Here is a 17,576-nt window from a genome sequence, read left to right on the forward strand (position 1 = left end):
GGGGCGGTGGTCTGCTGGGCCACCGGGTGCCCCCCGGGGCGCCGGCCGGCGGGGGGGCGGGTGCGGCGGGGCCGCCCGGCGCCGCGGGCCGGCCGGCCGGGGTCGCGGGGCGGTCGGCCGGGATCGCGGGGCGGTCGGCCGGGGTCGCGGGGCGGTCGGCCGGGATCGCGCCGAGGTCGCCGCCCGCCTCGAAGCACGTCCGGGTCCCGGTGTGGCAGGCCGCGCCCACCTGGTCCGCCTCGACGAGCAGGGCGTCGCCGTCGCAGTCGATGCTGACGCGCTTGACGTACTGCGCGTGGCCCGACGTGTCGCCCTTGCGCCAGTACTCGCCGCGCGAGCGGGACCAGAAGGTGACCCGGCCGGTGGTCAGCGTGCGCCGCAGCGCCTCGTCGTCCATCCAGCCGAGCATGAGCACCTCGCGCGTGTCGTACTGCTGGACGATCGCGGCGACCAGCCCGCCGTCGTCCCGCTTGAGCCGGGCGGCGACTGCGGGATCGAGCGGGACACCTGCGGCAGACGGAGAATCTTGCACGTGAGAATCCTGCCACTTCTGCCCGGCGGCCGTGCGCCGGTCCAGCACGAGCGGCAGCGTCGGGCGGGCGCCGGTCCGTGCGGCAGCCGCGCGGCAGCCGTGCGGCGGTCGACCACGAGCGGCGGCGTCGCGCGGGCGCCGGTCTGTGCGGCAGCCGCGCGGCAGTCCACCACGAGCGGCGGCGTCGCGCGGCTGCCCGCCGCCCTTCTGCCCGTGGCAGAAGCGGTCGCCGGCGGCCGGCGGCGCTTGGTTGACTCGCGGGATGAGGATGCTCGTGCTGGGTGGAACCGTCTTCCTGTCGCGTGCCGTCGCCGAGGAGGCCGTCGGGCGGGGGCACGACGTCGTGTGCGCGGCGCGCGGGGTGAGCGGTTCCGTGCCCGGCGGTGCGGCGCTGGTCCGCTGGGACCGGGGCGAGGAGCTGCCCGCCGAGCTGGCGGAGCTGCGGCCGGACGCCGTCGTCGACGTGGCGCGGATCCCGTCGCACGTGCGGCGCGCCGTGGCGGGGTTTCCCGGCGCGCACTGGACGTTCGTCTCGACGATCAGCGTCTACGGCGACGTCGCGACGGCGGGCGGCACGCCGGACACCCTGCCGCTGCTCGACCCGATCGAGGACGACCTGAATCCCGCCGCGGGATCCGAGACCTACGGCGGGATGAAGGTGGCCTGCGAGAACATCGTCCGCGACGGCACCCGGTCCGCGGTGGTGCTGCGGCCGGGGCTCGTCGTCGGGCCCGGGGACCCGTCCGGGCGGTTCGCCTACTGGCCGGCGCGGTTCGCGGAGGCCGCGGCCGACGGGCGGCCCGTGATCGTTCCGGAGCCGGTCGACCAGCCGGTGCAGGTCATCGACGTGCGTGACCTCGCCGCCTGGGTCGTCGACGCCGCCGAGCAGAGGCTCGAGGGCGTGTTCGACGCCGTCGGGCCGCCTGTCCCGAGATCCGAGCTCCTGGCCCAGATCGCCGCGGGGACGGGCACGATGCCACAGCTCGCGCCCGTCCCCGCCGAGACGCTCACGGCGCACGACGTCGCCGCATGGTCGGGCCCGCGCTCGCTCCCCCTGTGGATCGACGACCCGGGCTGGTCGGGATTTCTCGCCCACGACCCCGCACCGGCGCACGCCGCCGGGCTCCGGACACGGCCGGTCGGCGAGACGGCCCGCGACACCCTCCGCTGGATCCTGGAGACCCCGGACGCGCGGGTCACCGGGTTGACGCGCCCCGAGGAACTGGAACTGCTCACCGAGGTGCACCCCTGGGCATCGCCCGCCGCCAGATGATGTGGTCGGCCGGTTGCCGGTCCTGGTCGGTCCGATGTCAGTGCAGTCGGTCGCTTGAGAGAACGACCGCACTGACATCGGGCCGACCGCACTGCCTGCCTTTTCAGGACCTCAGCGGGTCTGGGACACCCAGCTGGCGTGCATGCGGGAGTAGATGCCATCTGCCGCCACCAGCTCGGCGTGCGGGCCGACCTCCGCGACGTGGCCCGCGTCGACGACGACCACCAGGTCCGCCGCCTCGGCCGTCGAGAGGCGGTGGGCGATGGTAATGGTGGAGCGGCCCGCCGTGAGGGAGTCCAGGGCCCGGGCGATGCGCACCTCCGCCGCCGGGTCGACGGCGGACGTCGCCTCGTCCAGGACCAGCAGGTCGGGCGCCGCCAGGAACGCCCGCGCGATGGCGACGAGCTGCCGCTCGCCCGCGCTCAGCGCCTCGCCGCGCTGCCCGACCGGGGTGTCCAGCCCGTCCGGCAGGCCCTCGAGCCAGTCGGTCAGCCCGAGCTCCGCGAACGCGGCCGCGACCAGTGCGCGGTCCGCATCGGTCGGTTCGCCGTTCGATGACGCCGGCCGGTCCGTACCCGACGACGTCGGCCGGTCCGTACCCGACCCCGCCGGCCGGTCGATGCCCGACGACGCCGGCCGGTCCGTGCCCGGCGCCGCCAGCCGGTCCGTGCCCGACCCCGTCGGCCGGTCGATGCCCGACGACGCCGGGCCGGAGCCCTCGCCCGCGGCCCCGCCCGCCGTCGTCGTGCGCCGCAGACCGTACGCCGCGTTCTCCAGCACCGTGCCGTCGAACAGGAAGCCCTCCTGCGGCACCAGCACGACGCGCTCGCGCAGCGACGCGAACGAGACCTTCCGCAGGTCCGTCCCGTCGAGCTCGACCACGCCCTCGATCGGGTCCATCAGGCGCGTGACGAGCTTCGCGATCGTCGTCTTGCCCGAACCCGTCTGGCCCACCACGGCCACCCGGGTGCGCGGCGGCAGGTCGAGCGACACCCCGTGCAGCACGTCCGGCCCGCCCGAGTACGCGAACCGCACGTCCCGCAGCGCCACGCGCGCGGGCCCGCGCGGCAGGTCCACGGCGTCGGCGGCCTCGCGCACCTCGACCGGCGTGTCGATGACGGCGATCACCCGCCGCCAGCCCGCCAGGGCGTTCTGCATCTCGTTGAGGATCTCCGTGCCCATCTGCACCGGGCCGGTGAACAGCTGCACCAGGAACAGGAACGCCACGATCTCGCCCGCGCTCAGCGTGCCGCCGATCCCGAGCCACGCCCCCAGCACGACCACCACGGCCAGCACGAAGTTCGCGACGAACACCCCCGACGAGAACACGAGCGCCACGATCCGGAACGCCCCGCGGTGCGCGTGCCGCGCGGCGTCGACCGCGCCCGCGATCCGCCGCCCGGTCCGGCCCGCGACCCCGTAACTGCGCACCGTCTCGGCGCCCACCACGGCCTCGCTGATCGCGCCGAGCATCGCGCCCGTGCGCTCACGCACCTGCGTGTACGCCGCGCTCACCTTGCGCTGCCCCACCCGCATGAACCAGAACATCGGCACGAAGCACAGCCACACCGCGGCCGTCAGGATCGGCGAGTACCAGAGCATCACCCCCGTGGCGACGACGATCTGCAGCAGGCTGACCACCAGCATGATCCCGCCGAACTGCATGAACATGGAGATGGTGTCGACGTCGTTGGTCACGCGCGAGACGAGCGCGCCGCGTCGCTCCGTGTTCTGGGTGAGGGTCGACAGGTCGTGCACGTGCCGGAACGCGCGCGTGCGGAGCGTCACCAGGCCCGCCTCGGTCGCCTTGAACATCCGGATGCTGACCAGCGAGGCGCACGCGCCCGCCACGATCAGGGCCAGGGTGGCGTATCCCGCGAGCGCGAGCACCTGGCTGGTGTCCGGCCCGCCGGCCGCCAGGATGCCGTCGTCGATGGTGCGCTGCACCGCCAGCGGGACCACGACCTTGCCGACCGTCCCGACGACGGCGAGCGCCAGCGTGACCCAGATCCCCCGCAGCATCTCGGGCGACAGCCGCAGCCCGCGCCGCAGCGTGGCGAACATGCCCAGGCTGCTCACCGACTCGATGCGGGCGCCGTTGGCGTCGAGCTCGTCCTCGGAGATCTCCTCCGGGGCCTCGCGTTCCGCGGTCGTGGTGCTCATCGGGCGGCCTCCTGCAGTTCGTCGAGTTCGTCGCGTGCGGCCTGCTCCCGCCGCTCGGTCTCGGCCTCGTAGGCCGTGGCGAGCTCGCGGTACCCCGGGTCCCGGGCCATCAGCTCGTCGTGCGTCCCGATGTCGACGACGGCGCCGTCCTCCAGGTGCACGACGGTGTCGGCGAGCGCCACCGAGCTCATGCGGTAGGCGACCATGACCACGGTCACCGCGCCGGGGCCCTGCGCCGCACCGGGGGCGCCGTCGTCACCCCCGGACTGCTCGGCGAGCCCGCGCAGGATCGCCTGCTCGACGCGCGGGTCGACGGCGCTGGTCGCGTCGTCGAGCACGAGCAGCCGCGGCTTGCGGACCAGGGCCCGGGCGATGGCGAGGCGCTGGCGCTGGCCGCCGGACAGGTTGGCGCCGCGCTCGCCGAGCGGGGCGTCGAGGCCGTCGGGGTGCTCGCGGATCGTCTCGTCGAGGCGCGCGAGGCGCAGGGCCTCCCAGACCTCGTCGTCGGACGGCGCCGCAGCGTCGCCGGCGTCGGCCAGCGTGATGTTGGCGCGGACGGTGTCCTCGAAGACGAACGTGGTCTGCGCGACGAGCGCGACGTGCGCGGAGACCTCGCCCGCGGCGAGTTCGCGCGCGTCGGCGCCGTCGAGCAGCACCTGGCCGCGCGTGGGGTCGGACAGCCGTGCCAGCAGCGAGACCAGCGTGGTCTTCCCGGCGCCGGTCGGCCCGACGACGGCGACCGTGGACCCCGCGGGGATCTCCAGGTCGATGTCGCGCAGCAGGGTGCGGGGCCCGCCGGCCGTCTCGACGTCGACCTCGACCCGCGCGAACCGCACGCCGAGGCCCGTTCCGTCGGCGGGCAGCGTGCCGCTGCCGTACGTGAGTTCGCCGCCGGCGTCGACGACGTCGGCGATGCGCTCGTACCCGACCAGCCCGCGCGGCAGCTCGCCGAGCACCCAGCCGAACGACATGAGCGGCACGGTCATCATCGTCAGCAGGTACGACGCCGAGACGACGTCGCCCGCCGCCACGCCGCCCACCGAGGCCCGCCAGGTGCCGACCACGAGCACGGCGAGGGTGCCGATGGCGGGCAGGTTCTGGATGACGGGGTCGAAGATCGCGCGCACGACGCCGACCCGGATGTTCGCGGCCCGCAGCTCGGCCGCCGTCCGCCCGAACCGGGACTCCTCCCGGCCCTCGGTACCGAGCGCCTTGATCAGGAGCGCGGCCTCGAAGGACTCGTGCGCGACGTCGGCGACGTCGCCCCGCAGCTGCTGGGCGCGCGTGACGGCCGGGGACATGTAGCGCTGGTAGACCGCGTTCGCGATCACGGTGAGCGGGAGGACGACCAGGGCCGCGAGGGCCAGCCACAGGTCGATGTCCACGAGCATCGCCACGGCCGTGACGATCATGACCACCACGCCGAGCGCGAACGGCAGCGGGTTGAACACGCCCGTGGCCGCCTCGGTGTCCGACGTCGCGTGGTTGAGCAGCTGCCCCGGCGCGTGCGCGCGGTGCCAGGACAGGGGCAGGCGGAGGTACTGGCTGGTCAGGGCGCTGCGGTGGTCCGCCATGTTGTCGGCGACGCCGTAGGCCGCCCAGATGCGGCGCCCCGCGACGGCGAGCGCGAGCGTGGCGGCGACGCCGGCCAGCACGGCGCCGGCGAGCCAGATCTGCTCGCGCGCCTGGGCCTCGCCGGCGATCGCCGGGACGACGACGGCGTCGGTCGCCCAGCCGACCGCCCGGCTGACGGCGACGGTGAGCGCGCCGAACGCCGCGGAGGTCGCGACGGCGAGCACGTACGTCCACGGGTGCGCGCGCATCCCGCGCCACATCAGGGCCATCGACCGCCGCAGGCGCGAGCCGGTCAGCGCCATGGGGACGAACGCGTGCCCGGTCCTCAGGTGGCTCCGCACGGGATCGGGGACCACCCCCGGCGCGGGGGCAGGCCCGGGGCGGCTACCCCGTCGGCCTCTGGGGACGCTGCGTTCCGGACCAGTTCGTGGCGCGGCTGAGGGCACGGCGAGACTCGCTTCCGTCAGGGGATGAATCGATCTTCTCACGCCCGGGGAATCGATTCGAAGCTTTTACGCCCTGGGCATGACCGACGGTAGAACCTCAACTAATGTTGAGGTCAACCGGCCGCGGGGCGGGGCCGGTCGCGGGGCGGGGACCCGGCGCGGCGGGCCGGGTCAGCGGATCTCCAGCCCCGCCCCGCGCATCTCGTCCTTGACCTGGCCGATCGTCAGCGTGCCGAAGTGGAAGACGCTCGCGGCGAGCACGGCGTCGGCTCCCGCCTGCGCGGCCGCGACGAAGTCCGCGGGCTTGCCCGCGCCGCCCGAGGCGATGAGCGGGACGCTGACGCGCTCGCGCACGTCGCGCAGCATCTCCAGGTCGAACCCGCCGGCCGTGCCGTCGGCGTCCATCGAGTTGAGCAGGATCTCGCCCGCGCCGAGAGCGGCCGCCTTCTCGGCCCACTCGACGGCGTCGATCCCGGTGCCCCGGCGGCCGCCGTGCGTGGTGACCTCGTAGCCGGACGGCAGGTCCGCGCCTGTCGTCGCACCTGCCGTGGCGCCCCCGGGCACGCGGCGCGCGTCCACGCTCAGCACGAGCACCTGCGACCCGAACCGGCCCGCGATCTCCGAGATCAGCTCGGGCCGGGCGATCGCGGCGGTGTTGACGCCGACCTTGTCGGCGCCCGCGCGCAGCATCCGGTCGACGTCGTCGACCGTCCGGATCCCGCCGCCGACCGTCAGCGGCACGAACACCTGCTCGGCGGTGCGGCGCACGACGTCGACCGTCGTCTCCCGCCCGGCCGACGACGCCGAGACGTCGAGGAACGTCAGCTCGTCCGCGCCCTCGGCGTCGTACCGGGCCGCGAGCTCGACCGGGTCGCCGGCGTCGCGCAGGTTCTGGAAGTTGACCCCCTTGACGACGCGTCCGGCGTCGACGTCGAGGCAGGGGATCACGCGGATGGCGACGGACATGTCAGCCCTTCTTCTTCGGCTTCGGCTCGGCCTGCACGGGCTTGTGCGCGTCCAGGATGTCGATGACGTACACCAGTGTCTCCCCGGCCAGCGGGTTCTTGGTGCCCGCGTACGCCAGGTCGGGCGGGACGACCAGCATCACCTGCGAGCCCACCGGCTGCTGCACGAGCCCGGTGTCCCAGCCCTCGATGAGCGCGCCGATGCCCACCTGGGCGGACTGCGGCGGGGTGCCCTCGGTCCAGGTCGACTCCACGACCCGCCCGTCCGACCAGGTCACGGCGTGGATCTCGACGGTGACGACGTGCCCGCGCTCCACCTGCCGGCCGCCGCCCTGGATCAGCGGCACCACCTCGAGGGACGACGGCGGCCTGGCGCCGCGCGGGACCCGGATGCTCGGCTCGCCCAGTTCGTCGCGGGTGACCTGCGGCAGCGGGTCCGGCGGGCCGGGCAGCTCCGTGCCGGACGCGCGCGTGGGCAGCACGTCGACGACGAGCAGCACGGGCACGCCCTCGTCCTGCTCCATGAGCTGGATCCGGGTGCCGACGCGCTTGCCCTCCAGCGCCTCGAACAGGTGGTTCCCGAGCGAGCTCTCGGTCATCGTGTACGGCGAGGCGGCGCTGCGGAACGTGTTCTGCAGCTCGGTGCCGTCGCGGCCGTCCTCGGCGTAGAGGTTGAGCAGCAGCGGGTCGTCGCGTTCGAGGCGGTCGCCCGTGCCGGGCCAGACGGTGCCCGACGCCGGGGCGACCACCTCGAACGGCTTCTCGTACGTGAGCTTCGGCGGGTTTCCCGGTTCGCCGTCGACGTCGAGCGGCGCCTGCGTGACGGTGGGCGACGGCGACGGGACGATGTCGACCGGCAGGGTCGCGGGCGTGCAACCGGCCGCGACGACGGCGAGCCCGGAGCACGTCAGGAGGGCGAGCAGTCGGCGGAGCACCCGGCGATGTTACCCGGACTCACCGGCCGCCCCCCGGCCGCCCGGGGCAGCACGGCCCTACATCGACTCGATGAGGCGCTCCACGCGCTCGTCCACGTTGCGGAACGGGTCCTTGCACAGGACCGTGCGCTGGGCCTGGTCGTTGAGCTTCAGGTGCACCCAGTCGACGGTGTAGTCACGGCGGGCGTCCTGCGCGGCGCGCACGAAGTCGCCGCGCAGCTTGGCGCGCGTGGTCTGCGGCGGGACCGCCGTCGACTCGAAGATCTCCAGGTCCGTCGTCACGCGCTCCACCATGCCGCGCGCCGCCAGCATGTTGTACAGGCCCTCGGTGCGCGAGATGTCGTGGTAGGCCAGGTCGAGGCGGGCGATGCGGGGATCGTCCAGCGTCAGGTCGTGCTTGGCCTGGTAGCGCTCGATGAGCTTGAGCTTGATGACCCAGTCCAGCTCGCGGTCCACGAGGGACAGGTTCTCGGTCTCCAGCGCGCGCAGCCCGCGCTCCCACAGGTCGAGCACCTGCTTGACCACGGGCGTCGGGTCGCCGTGCGCCTCGATGAAGTCCCGCACGCGCTCGTAGTACTCCATCTGGATCTCGACGGCGGTCATGGAGCGGCCGTTCGCGAGCGTCACCGCGTGCTTGCCGGTCTTGTCGTGGCTGATCTCGCGGATCGCCCGGATCGGGTTCTCCAGGCTGAGGTCGCGCAGCGGCAGGCCCGCCTCGACCAGCCGCAGCACGAGGTCGGTCGAGCCCACCTTGAGCATCGTCGTCGGCTCCGCCATCGACGAGTCGCCCACGATGACGTGCAGCCGGCGGTAGTGCTCGGCGTCGGCGTGCGGCTCGTCGCGGGTGTTGATGATGGGCCGCGACCGCGTCGTCGCGGACGACACGGCCTCCCAGATGTGGTCCGCCCGCTGCGACAGGCAGAACACCGCCCCGCGCGGCGTGGCCAGCACCTTGCCCGCGCCCACCAGGATCTGCCGGGTGATCAGGAACGGCACCAGCACGTCGCTCAGCCGCGCGAAGTCCCCGCCGCGCCGCACCAGGTAGTTCTCGTGGCAGCCGTAGGAGTTGCCGGCCGAATCCGTGTTGTTCTTGAACAGGTGGATCCGGCCCGGCAGGTCCTCGTGCTCCAGTCGCTGCTGCGCGTCCGCGACCAGGCCCTCCAGGATCCGCTCGCCGCCGCGGTCGTACGCGACGAGCTGCCGCACGTCGTCGCACTCCGCGGTCGCGTACTCGGGATGCGAGCCGACGTCGAGATACAGCCGCGAGCCGTTGCGCAGGAACACGTTGGAGCTGCGTCCCCACGCCACGACCTTGCGGAACAGGTAGCGGGCCACCTCGTCGGCCGAGAGGCCGCGCCCGTCGTCGGCGGCGCACGTCACGCCGTACTCGGTCTCGAGTCCGAAGATCCTGCGGTCCATGGCGGTACCTCCCGGTCGCGTTCGTACGGTGACAACTGTGTCCCGAGCCGCCCGGCGGCCGGGCGGTGGTGGGTGGCGTGCGGCCGCGATCAGTCCTGAGGCGGCTCCCCGGCGGCGGGGTCCCGGCCGTTCCCGGGCGTGGACGGCGGGTCCGCGTCCCCGGCGGGTTTCGCGGTGCCCCCCGCCGGCTTCGCCGCCGCGTCCTCGGCGGACGCGTCCTCGGTTGAGGCGTCCTCGGCGGCCGTGTCCTTGGCTGGCGCGTCCTCGGTTGGCGCGTCCTCGGCCGACGGCGCCGTGGTGTCGTCGGGAGTCTCTGCCGGGGCCTGCGCCGGAGCGCCGGCGGTGTCGTCCGCGACGGCGCCGGGAGCCTCCGCGGCCTGCGGCTTCGCCGCGGACCCCGGGGTCTCGTCGCCGCCCGCCGGCGCCGCCAGCAGCTCCGCGAGCGCCTGCTTGGTCAGCCGCCGGAACGCGCGGCGCGGCCGGGACCGCTCCAGCACCGCGACCTCGAGCTGGTGCGGTTCGATGGTGCGCTGGCCGGCGGGCGCGTCGGACGAGCCGAGCGCGCTGACCGCGAGCCGCAGCACCTCCGCGAGCGACATGCCCTCGCGCCAGCCGTCGGAGACCTTGCGGCCGAGCTGCTCGGCCTGGCCGCCCATCACCACGTGGGCGTGCTCGTCCGCGACCGTGCCGTCGTAGGTGAGGCGGTAGATCTGGTCCTCCTCGGCGGTGGCTCCCACCTCCGCGACGACCAGTTCCACCTCCAGCGGCTTGGACTCGGTGATGAACACGGTGCCCAGGATCTGCGCGTACGCGTTGGCCAGGCCGCGGGCCGTCACGTCCGAGCGGTCGTAGGTGTAGCCGCGCAGGTCGGCGTAGCGCACCCCGGCCACCCGCAGGTTCTCGAACTCGTTGTACTTGCCGACCGCGGCGAACCCGATCCGGTCGTAGATCTCGGAGATCTTGTGCAGCGCGCGGGACGGGTTCTCGGTCGCGAACGCGATGCCGTCGTCGTACGCGACCACGACGACGGAGCGGCCGCGGGCGATCCCCTTCCGGGCGAAGTCCGCCCGGTCCTTCATCAGCTGCTCGGGCGAGACGTAGAAGGGCATGTTCATGCGATCGACCCCCTCTGGCGCCGCTGGGCGACGATCTGCTCGGCGACGGCGGCGACGTCGTCGTCGGGCAGGCGGGAGTAGCCGTCGGCGGTGACCGTGGCCACGACCGGGAAGATCCGGCGCACGGTGTCGGGGCCACCGGTGGCCGAGTCGTCGTCGGCGGCGTCGTACAGCGCCTCGACGGCGACGGCGATCGCCCCTTCGGCGTCCAGGCCGGGCTGCCAGAGCTTCTTCATCGCGCCACGGGCGAACAGCGACCCGGAGCCGATGCCGTGGTGCTCGTACTCCTCGTAGCAGCCGCCGGTCGGGTCGTACGAGAAGATCCGGCCGATGCCCTTGTCGAGGTCGTAGCCCGCGAACAGCGGCACGACCGTGAGGCCCTGCATCGCCATGGGCAGGTTCCCGCGCAGCATCGTGGCCAGGCGGTTCGCCTTGCCCTCCAGCGAGAGCAGGGAGCCCTCGATCTTCTCGTAGTGCTCCAGCTCGAGCTGGTAGAGCTTGATCAGCTCGATGCCGATCCCGGCCGCGCCGGCCATGCCGACCGCCGAGTACGCGTCGGCGGGGAACACCTTCTCGATGGACCGGCTCGCGATCATGGGGCCCGCCGTCGCGCGGCGGTCGCCGGCCATGACGACGCCGGACGCCTTACCGGCGCCGGCGCCGGACGCCCGCGGGCCGAACGTCACCGCGACGATCGTGGTCGCGTGGGCCGTCAGCCCGGCCGGGTCGACGCCGCCGTGGCCCGCCCCGCGCATGAGCGCACCCGGCAGGCGATCCGGCGCGTGCTCGGCCAGGAACTCGACGAAGGACGACGAACCCGGGCGCAGGAACGCGTCCGGGAGCCGTCCGTTCTCGCGGCCCGAGCGGCCGCCGCCGAAGCCGTCCAACTACTGACCGCCCTTCTGCACGAAGCCGCGGACGAACGACTCGGCGTTCGACTCCAGCACGTCGTCGATCTCGTCGAGCAGCTCGTCGACCTCGTCGTCCTTCTGCTGCGCCTGGCCTGCGGGCACTGGCGCGTCGGCGGCGTCGTCGTCCGGGGTGCGGTCTTCGTGGGACGGGTTGATGCGTTCCTGACCTGCCATGATCGCCTCCTTGGTGTTTCAGGCTAAGACATTACTTCTGTTTGACGAATCATCCCTCACCGGAGAGCCTTCGTAAAAGGGTCACGGCATCGGGACTTGCATCCAGCAACGGACCGACGATCGCTTCGGTTCCCCGTGCCGGGTCGAGCATCGGCACGCGCTGGAGGGTCTGCCGCCCGCCGACGTCGAAGATCACCGAGTCCCAGCTCGCGGCCGAGACCTGGTCGCCGTAGCGCGCCATCACCTCGCCGCGGAACCAGGCCCGCGTGTCCGTGGGCGGGTGGTTCACCGCCCGGGCCACGGACGGCTCGTCGACGATGCGGTCGACGGCGCCCTTGGCCAGCAGGCGCTGGTAGATCCCCCGCTCGGGCCGCACGTCCGACCACTGCAGGTCCATGGCGCTCAGCTTGGGGTGGTCCCATTCCAGGCCGCCGCGGCGGCGCAGGCCCTCCAGCAGGCGGAGCTTCGCGACCCACTCCACCTCGCGCGCGCACGAGTCGCGGTCGGAGCCCAGCCGGTCCAGCACCGAGGTCCAGCGCTCGAGCACGGCGTCGGAGTCCGGGTCGCTGCCCAGCGCCTTGAGCGAGCGGGTCACGACGTCGGCGAACACGTGCTGGATCTCGAGCGCCGTCATCGTGCGGCCGTCCGCGAGGTCGAGCGGGGCGGCGAGGCCCAGGTCGCGCGAGACGCGCTGGACCGCCGCGACCGGGTCCGCCAGGCGCACCGAGCCGAGCAACGCGCGGGCGTCGACCCCGGCGTCGGACAGCTCGTCCAGGTGTTCCAGCACCCACAGCAGCAGCGACGTCGTGCCCGCCTTGAGGTACGTCGGCACCTCCATGCAGTTCGCGTCGCCGATGATCAGGTGCAGCCGGCGCCAGCGCTGCCGGTCCGCGTGCGGCTCGTCGCGGGTGTTCACGATGGGGCGGCGCAGGGTGGTCTCCAGGCCGATCTCGGCCTCGATGTAGTCCGCGCGCTGGGAGAGCTGGTAGCCGGCCTGGCCACCCGCGGCCCCCAGGCCGACGCGGCCCGAGCCCGTGAACACCTGGCGGGTCACCAGGAACGGGGTGATGAGCTCGGCGAGCGTGGAGAACGACAGCGCCCGGTCCACGAGGTAGTTCTCGTGCGTGCCGTAGCTGGCGCCCTTGCCGTCCACGTTGTTCTTGTACAGGACCGTCTCGTTGCCCGGGATCACCGCCAGCGCCCGCACGGCGGCGAGCATGACCCGCTCGCCCGCGACGTCCCAGCGCACCAGGTCGACCGGGTTGGTGACCTCGGGCGAGGAGTACTCCGGGTGGGCGTGGTCCACGTAGAGCCGCGCGCCGTTGGTGAGGATGACGTTCGCGGCGCTCGGGTCGTCGTACTCCTCGGACGCCGGGCGCTCCACGTCCTGCGGCGGCGAGGCCCGCCCGCCGCGCACCACCGGGATCTGCCCGGTGCCGGGGCGCGCGCCCACGGCCGGGATCTGGCCCGTCGTCGGGCCCGAGGGCACGGGGCGGGACGGGTCGTTCGTGATCATCGACGGATGCGCCGACGCCTGCTCGAGCCGGAAGCCCCGCGCGTCCTGCAGCGGGTCCTCGTCGTCGTAGTCCCAGCGGGCGCGGCTGTGCGCACGGGCCTCGCGGTCCGCGAGCGCACGGTAGGTCGTCACCACCTGGCTCGACAGCAGCATCGGGTTCGCCATGGGGCGTCCCGGCTGCAGAACGCCGTACTCGGTCTCGATTCCCATCACGCGACGCACGCTCACATCACCCACCCTATGTCGCTCACGCCCACCAGGTTGCTCGTCGTCCACAGCCAGGGGCTCGGCGGGCCCGGCCGGTTGCGGTGGCCGGGCCCGCCAGGGCCGACTGTCAGGGACACGTCATTCGTCTCAGAGGTACTGACCGGTGTTCTGGACCGTGTCGATCGTGCGCGGCGCGGCCCCCTCGCCCTTCTTCTGGACGATGGTGCGGATGAAGACGATGCGCTCGCCCTTCTTGCCGCTGATCCGCGCCCAGTCGTCCGGGTTGGTGGTGTTGGGCAGGTCCTCGTTCTCCTGGAACTCGTCCACGCAGGCCGAGAGCAGGTGCTCGACGCGGATGCCCTTCTGGCCGGTCGCGAGGAAGTCCTTGATCGCGTTCTTCTTGGCCCGGTCCACGACGTTCTGGATCATGGCGCCGGAGTTGAAGTCCTTGAAGAACAGGGTCTCCTTGTCGCCCGAGGCGTAGGTGACCTCGAGGAACTGGTTCTCCTCCTCCTCGGAGTACATGCGCTCCACGACCGACGTGATCATCCCGTCCAGCGCCGCGGCCATGTTGCCGCCGTACTCGGCGATGTCCTCCGGGTGGATCGGCAGGCCCTCGGTGAGGTACTTCGCGAAGATCTCCTTGGCGCCCTCGGCGTCGGGCCGCTCGATCTTGATCTTCACGTCGAGCCGGCCCGGGCGGAGGATCGCCGGGTCGATCATGTCCTCACGGTTGGACGCACCGATGACGATGACGTTGTCGAGCCGTTCGACGCCGTCGATCTCCGCCAGGAGCTGCGGCACGATCGTGGTCTCGACGTCGGACGACAGCCCCGTGCCGCGCGTGCGGAACAGGGACTCCATCTCGTCGAAGAAGACGACCACGGGCATGCCCTGGGAGGCCTTCTCCCGGGCGCGGGCGAAGATGAGGCGGATGTGCCGCTCCGTCTCGCCGACGTACTTGTTGAGCAGCTCGGGGCCCTTGACGTTGAGGAAGTAGCTCTTCAGGGACGGGTCCCCGCCGTTGGCCTTGGCGACCATGCCGGCGAGCGAGTGCGCCACCGCCTTGGCGATGAGCGTCTTGCCGCATCCGGGCGGGCCGTAGAGCAGCACGCCCTTGGGCGGGCGCAGCCCGTGCTCGCGGAACAGGTCCGGGTGGGCGAACGGCAGCTCGACGGCGTCCCGGATCGCCTCGATCTGGGGGCCGAGACCCCCGATGTCGGTGTAGTCGATGTCCGGGACCTCCTCGAGGACCAGCTCCTCGACCTCGGACTTGGGCACCACCTCGAAGACGAAGCCGCTGCGGGTGTCCACGGTGAGCGAGTCACCGACCCGCAGCACCTCCTCGGCGACCGAGCCGGCGAGGCGCACGACGCGCTCCTCGTCGGCCCGCCCGACGACGAGCACGCGGTCCGAGCCGAGCAGCTCCTTGACCGTGACCAGCTCGCCGGTGCGCTCGTACTCACCGGCGGCGACCACCGTCATCGCCTCGTTGAGCTTGACCTCCTGGCCCGGGCTCAGCCGGGTCACGTCAAGGCTCGGACTGGCCGCCACGTGCATCTTGCGGCCCGACGACGAGATGTCCACCGACCCGTCGGGGTGAGCCCCGAGGAAGGTGGCGTAGGTGCCCGGCGGCTTGGCGAGATCGTCGAGCTGCTTCTTCAGCTCGACGATCTGGTCCCGGGCAGCCCGCAGCGCCTCGGCAAGGCGCTCGTTCTTTGCGGAGAGGAGGGCGATCTGACGCTCGTAGTCGCGGCTCGGCAAGGATCCGTTATCGGGAAGGTTGTATCCACCTGTGTTGTCGGTCATGGCTTCCCCTCTCGGTAGGGCCCGGAAGGCGACCCTACGACGTGAACCGCCTCCGAGAACAGCACTGTATGCGCAGTGTCTGACACTCGCGGGGGTCGAACAGCCGTCCGAGACACGCCAGGTACGCGATCGTTACACCGAGTTCACGCAGAACAGGGCCCTGCGGGCTGTTCGCTCTCGGCGGAGCGCAGCTCGCCGTGGCGTGACCGGCGGGCGGGGAACCGGGCCGACGGCCGGTCACTCCTCCGGCGGGCGGCCGACCTCACGTCGCACGCGCCGGATCTTCTTGTCCGTCACGGGACGCTCGCCGAGCACCTCCTCGCTCCACTCCTCCGCCCACGCCGGATCGACGGCCTGGTCCGCCGCCGCGCCGTGCTCGGTGGCGCGCTCCGTCTTGGCGCTCTTGGCGGGGCGGCGCTTGCGCTCGGGCGGCACGACGCCGTCGGCCAGCCGCCGCGCGGTGATCAGGAAGCCGGTGTGCCCGATCATGCGGTGCTGCGGGCGGACGGCCAGGCCCTCCAGGTGCCAGCCGCGCACCATCGTCTCGAAGGCCACCGGTTCGGCGAACCGGCCGGAGGTCCGCAGGTCCTCGGCGGTCCGGGAGAGCTGGGTGGCTGTGGCGACGTAGCAGATCAGCACCCCGCCCGGGACGAGCGCGTCGGCGACCACGCCGATGTTCTCCCAGGGGGCCAGCATGTCGAGCACCACCCGGTCGACGGTGCCCGGCCCCGCGACCTCGGGCAGCCGGTCCGCGAGATCCCCGGTGTGCAGGCGCCAGGCCGGGTGCGGCCCGCCGAAGAAGGTCTCCACGTTGCCCGCGGCGATCTCGGCGAAGTCCGGCCGCCGCTCGATCGAGTGCAGCTCGCCCGTGTCCCCGACGGCGCGCAGCAGCGACAGGGTCAGCCCGCCGGAGCCCACGCCCGCCTCGACCACCCGGGCGCCCGGGAAGATGTCGGCCATCGTGACGATCTGCCCGGCGTCCTTCGGGTAGACGACGGCGGCGCCGCGCGGCATCGACAGCACGTAGTCGTTCAGCAGCGGCCGCAGCGCCAGGTACTCGACGTCCTCGGTGTTCGTGACGACCCAGCCCTCGGGCTTGCCCAGCAGGTCCTCGTGCTTGAAGTACCCCTTGTGGGTGTGGAACGTCGCCCCGGGCTTGAGGGTGATGGTGTGCATCCGCCCCTTGGGGTCGGTCAGCTGCACCTTGTCGCCCTCACGGAACGGCCCCCGGCGGAGCTCGGCGCCGGTCGCCGTCGGGTGGTGGGGGTCGGCGCCGTCGGACCGCACGGCACGCTCATCGGTCGGAGAAGTCACGACGAACCATCCTACGTGCGCCCCGCCACCTACGTGCCGCGGACCGCGCGGGCTACCGTGGCGAGGTCGAGGACGCCGGTGACGCGGCCGTCGGTGACGACCGGGACGAGGCGGGCGCCGCCCGACGACGCCGCCAGGTGGCGCAGGAGGTCGTGGCCGGCGACCTCGGGGCCGACGGCGGAGCTGGGGACGAACGGCACGGCGACGGCGTCGACCCGGGTGGTCCCGCGGGCCTCGGGAGGGACGGAGCCGAGGGCGTCGTCGTCCAGGAGGGCCAGCGGGACGCCGTCTGGCCCGACGACGACGACGTACGGCACCGGGCCCGCGTCACGCGCGCCGTACCGGGGCCCGGCGCCCGAACGGGCCGCGAGCGCGTCCGAGACCGTCGCGCCGAGCGGGACCGTGACCGCGCTGGTGGCCAGGCTGCCGGCGCGCAGGGCGGCGACTGCGTCGCGACGCCTGGCGCCCGCGATCGCGCCGGAGGCGCCGAACCAGAGGAATCCCGCGACGAGCACGGAGAACGCCACCTGGTAGAGGTCGGGCGCGACGCCGGCCACCAGGGGCCACACGATGGCCCAGGCGACCACGCCGACGGCGATGATCCGCCCGGTCCAGCCCGCCACGACGGTGCCCTTGCTCCGCGATCCGGTGACGCGCCAGACGACTGCCTCCAGGATCTGGCCGCCGTCCAGCGGCAGGCCCGGCAGCAGGTTGAACAGGCCGACGAAGGCGTTCGAGGCCGTGACCGCGAGGAGCAGGAGGGTCGGCACGTCCAGGCCCTGCTCCTGACGGAGCAGGAAGGCGAACCAGCCGATCAGCGCGAGCGCGAGGTTGGTCAGCGGGCCGACGACGGCGACGAGCAGGCCGTCGGCGGGGCGCGACATACCCCCGGAGTAGGCCGTGTGGCCGCCCCAGAGGTTGATGGCGAGCTCGTGCACCTCCTGGCCGCGGGCGCGGGCGACCAGCGCGTGGGCGACCTCGTGCAGGAACACCGACGCGAACAGCATGATCACGAACGCCGCGGCCACGAGGTAGGCGGTCCAGCCGAGATCGGGCAGCTGCCTGCTCACCGAGGGCGCGATGACGAAGGTCAGCACGGCGGCGGCAAGGAACCACGACGGGGTCACGATGACCGGCGCCCCGGCGATGCGGCCGATCGTCCAGCCGCGAGAGCGAGGGGGTGCGGACCGGGCCGGTGGCGTGGAGTTCACCCGGTTAGCGT

At 73.2% G+C, this 17,576-nt stretch carries 12 protein-coding genes and 2 pseudogenes; 1 reads left to right on the plus strand and 13 read right to left on the minus strand.

The annotated features are described in order from the left end of the window. Positions 1-154 precede the first annotated feature (154 nt). Positions 155-532: pseudogene (hisI, locus tag ABD208_RS16070) on the minus strand (phosphoribosyl-AMP cyclohydrolase); the annotation flags it as partial. 262 nt (positions 533-794) lie between these two features. Here hisI and ABD208_RS16075 point away from each other — a divergent pair. After that, the gene (locus ABD208_RS16075) at positions 795-1,805 is read left to right on the plus strand and encodes an NAD-dependent epimerase/dehydratase family protein (RefSeq protein WP_344104828.1); all 1,011 of its coding nucleotides are present in this window, start codon (positions 795-797) and stop codon (positions 1,803-1,805) included. Between the two features lie 111 nt (positions 1,806-1,916). Here the strand turns inward: ABD208_RS16075 and ABD208_RS16080 are convergent, their stop codons facing one another. The 12 genes and pseudogenes from ABD208_RS16080 to ABD208_RS16135 form a co-directional block, all read right to left on the minus strand. Further along, positions 1,917-3,968, minus strand: a complete 2,052-nt coding sequence (locus tag ABD208_RS16080) for an ABC transporter ATP-binding protein (RefSeq protein ID WP_344104830.1) — start codon at positions 3,966-3,968, stop codon at positions 1,917-1,919. After that, positions 3,965-5,845, minus strand: coding sequence for an ABC transporter ATP-binding protein (locus ABD208_RS16085; RefSeq protein WP_344105277.1), 1,881 nt, complete (start codon positions 5,843-5,845; stop codon positions 3,965-3,967). The genes ABD208_RS16080 and ABD208_RS16085 overlap by 4 nt, the downstream gene beginning before the upstream one ends. A gap of 315 nt (positions 5,846-6,160) precedes the next feature. Beyond that, positions 6,161-6,955 (minus strand): imidazole glycerol phosphate synthase subunit HisF, encoded by a 795-nt coding sequence (hisF, locus tag ABD208_RS16090; protein ID WP_344104833.1) that lies wholly within the window; start codon positions 6,953-6,955, stop codon positions 6,161-6,163. 1 nt (position 6,956) lies between these two features. Beyond that, a complete protein-coding gene (locus ABD208_RS16095; protein ID WP_344104835.1) occupies positions 6,957-7,889 on the minus strand; it encodes an FKBP-type peptidyl-prolyl cis-trans isomerase in 933 nt (310 codons plus the stop codon). A 57-nt stretch (positions 7,890-7,946) separates the two neighbouring features. Next, positions 7,947-9,308: a Pup--protein ligase gene (gene pafA / locus ABD208_RS16100; protein ID WP_344104837.1), complete on the minus strand. Its 1,362-nt coding sequence runs from the start codon at positions 9,306-9,308 to the stop codon at positions 7,947-7,949. Between the two features lie 413 nt (positions 9,309-9,721). Beyond that, a pseudogene (gene prcA, locus ABD208_RS16105) lies at positions 9,722-10,423 on the minus strand (proteasome subunit alpha); the annotation flags it as partial. Beyond that, complete coding sequence (prcB, locus tag ABD208_RS16110; RefSeq protein ID WP_344104839.1) at positions 10,420-11,310, minus strand: proteasome subunit beta; 891 nt, start codon at positions 11,308-11,310, stop codon at positions 10,420-10,422. The pseudogene prcA and the gene prcB, both read right to left, overlap by 4 nt. Continuing rightward, positions 11,311-11,508, minus strand: coding sequence for a ubiquitin-like protein Pup (locus ABD208_RS16115; protein WP_344104841.1), 198 nt, complete (start codon positions 11,506-11,508; stop codon positions 11,311-11,313). A 49-nt stretch (positions 11,509-11,557) separates the two neighbouring features. Further along, on the minus strand, positions 11,558-13,234 hold the full coding sequence (gene dop / locus ABD208_RS16120; RefSeq protein ID WP_344105279.1) for a depupylase/deamidase Dop: 1,677 nt from the start codon (positions 13,232-13,234) through the stop codon (positions 11,558-11,560). Positions 13,235-13,378: 144 nt separating this feature from the next. Further along, positions 13,379-15,040, minus strand: a complete 1,662-nt coding sequence (gene arc, locus ABD208_RS16125; RefSeq protein WP_344104843.1) for a proteasome ATPase — start codon at positions 15,038-15,040, stop codon at positions 13,379-13,381. A gap of 237 nt (positions 15,041-15,277) precedes the next feature. After that, positions 15,278-16,354 (minus strand): tRNA (adenine-N1)-methyltransferase, encoded by a 1,077-nt coding sequence (locus ABD208_RS16130; protein WP_425561119.1) that lies wholly within the window; start codon positions 16,352-16,354, stop codon positions 15,278-15,280. A 29-nt stretch (positions 16,355-16,383) separates the two neighbouring features. Beyond that, positions 16,384-17,565: a site-2 protease family protein gene (locus ABD208_RS16135; RefSeq protein WP_344104845.1), complete on the minus strand. Its 1,182-nt coding sequence runs from the start codon at positions 17,563-17,565 to the stop codon at positions 16,384-16,386. Between the last annotated feature and the right edge of the window lie 11 nt (positions 17,566-17,576).

It is taken from the genome of Myceligenerans crystallogenes (assembly GCF_039529775.1).
Classification (GTDB): Bacteria; Actinomycetota; Actinomycetes; order Actinomycetales; family Cellulomonadaceae; genus Myceligenerans; species Myceligenerans crystallogenes.

Coding starts and splice junctions, on each gene's coding strand:
- arc (WP_344104843.1), bottom strand. CDS start 15,040: ATGACCGACAACACAGGTGGATACAACCTTCCCGATAACGGATCCTTG.
- hisF (WP_344104833.1), bottom strand. CDS start 6,955: ATGTCCGTCGCCATCCGCGTGATCCCCTGCCTCGACGTCGACGCCGGA.
- pafA (WP_344104837.1), bottom strand. CDS start 9,308: ATGGACCGCAGGATCTTCGGACTCGAGACCGAGTACGGCGTGACGTGC.
- ABD208_RS16080 (WP_344104830.1), bottom strand. CDS start 3,968: ATGAGCACCACGACCGCGGAACGCGAGGCCCCGGAGGAGATCTCCGAG.
- ABD208_RS16075 (WP_344104828.1), top strand. CDS start 795: ATGAGGATGCTCGTGCTGGGTGGAACCGTCTTCCTGTCGCGTGCCGTC.
- ABD208_RS16115 (WP_344104841.1), bottom strand. CDS start 11,508: ATGGCAGGTCAGGAACGCATCAACCCGTCCCACGAAGACCGCACCCCG.
- dop (WP_344105279.1), bottom strand. CDS start 13,234: ATGGGAATCGAGACCGAGTACGGCGTTCTGCAGCCGGGACGCCCCATG.
- ABD208_RS16085 (WP_344105277.1), bottom strand. CDS start 5,845: ATGGCGCTGACCGGCTCGCGCCTGCGGCGGTCGATGGCCCTGATGTGG.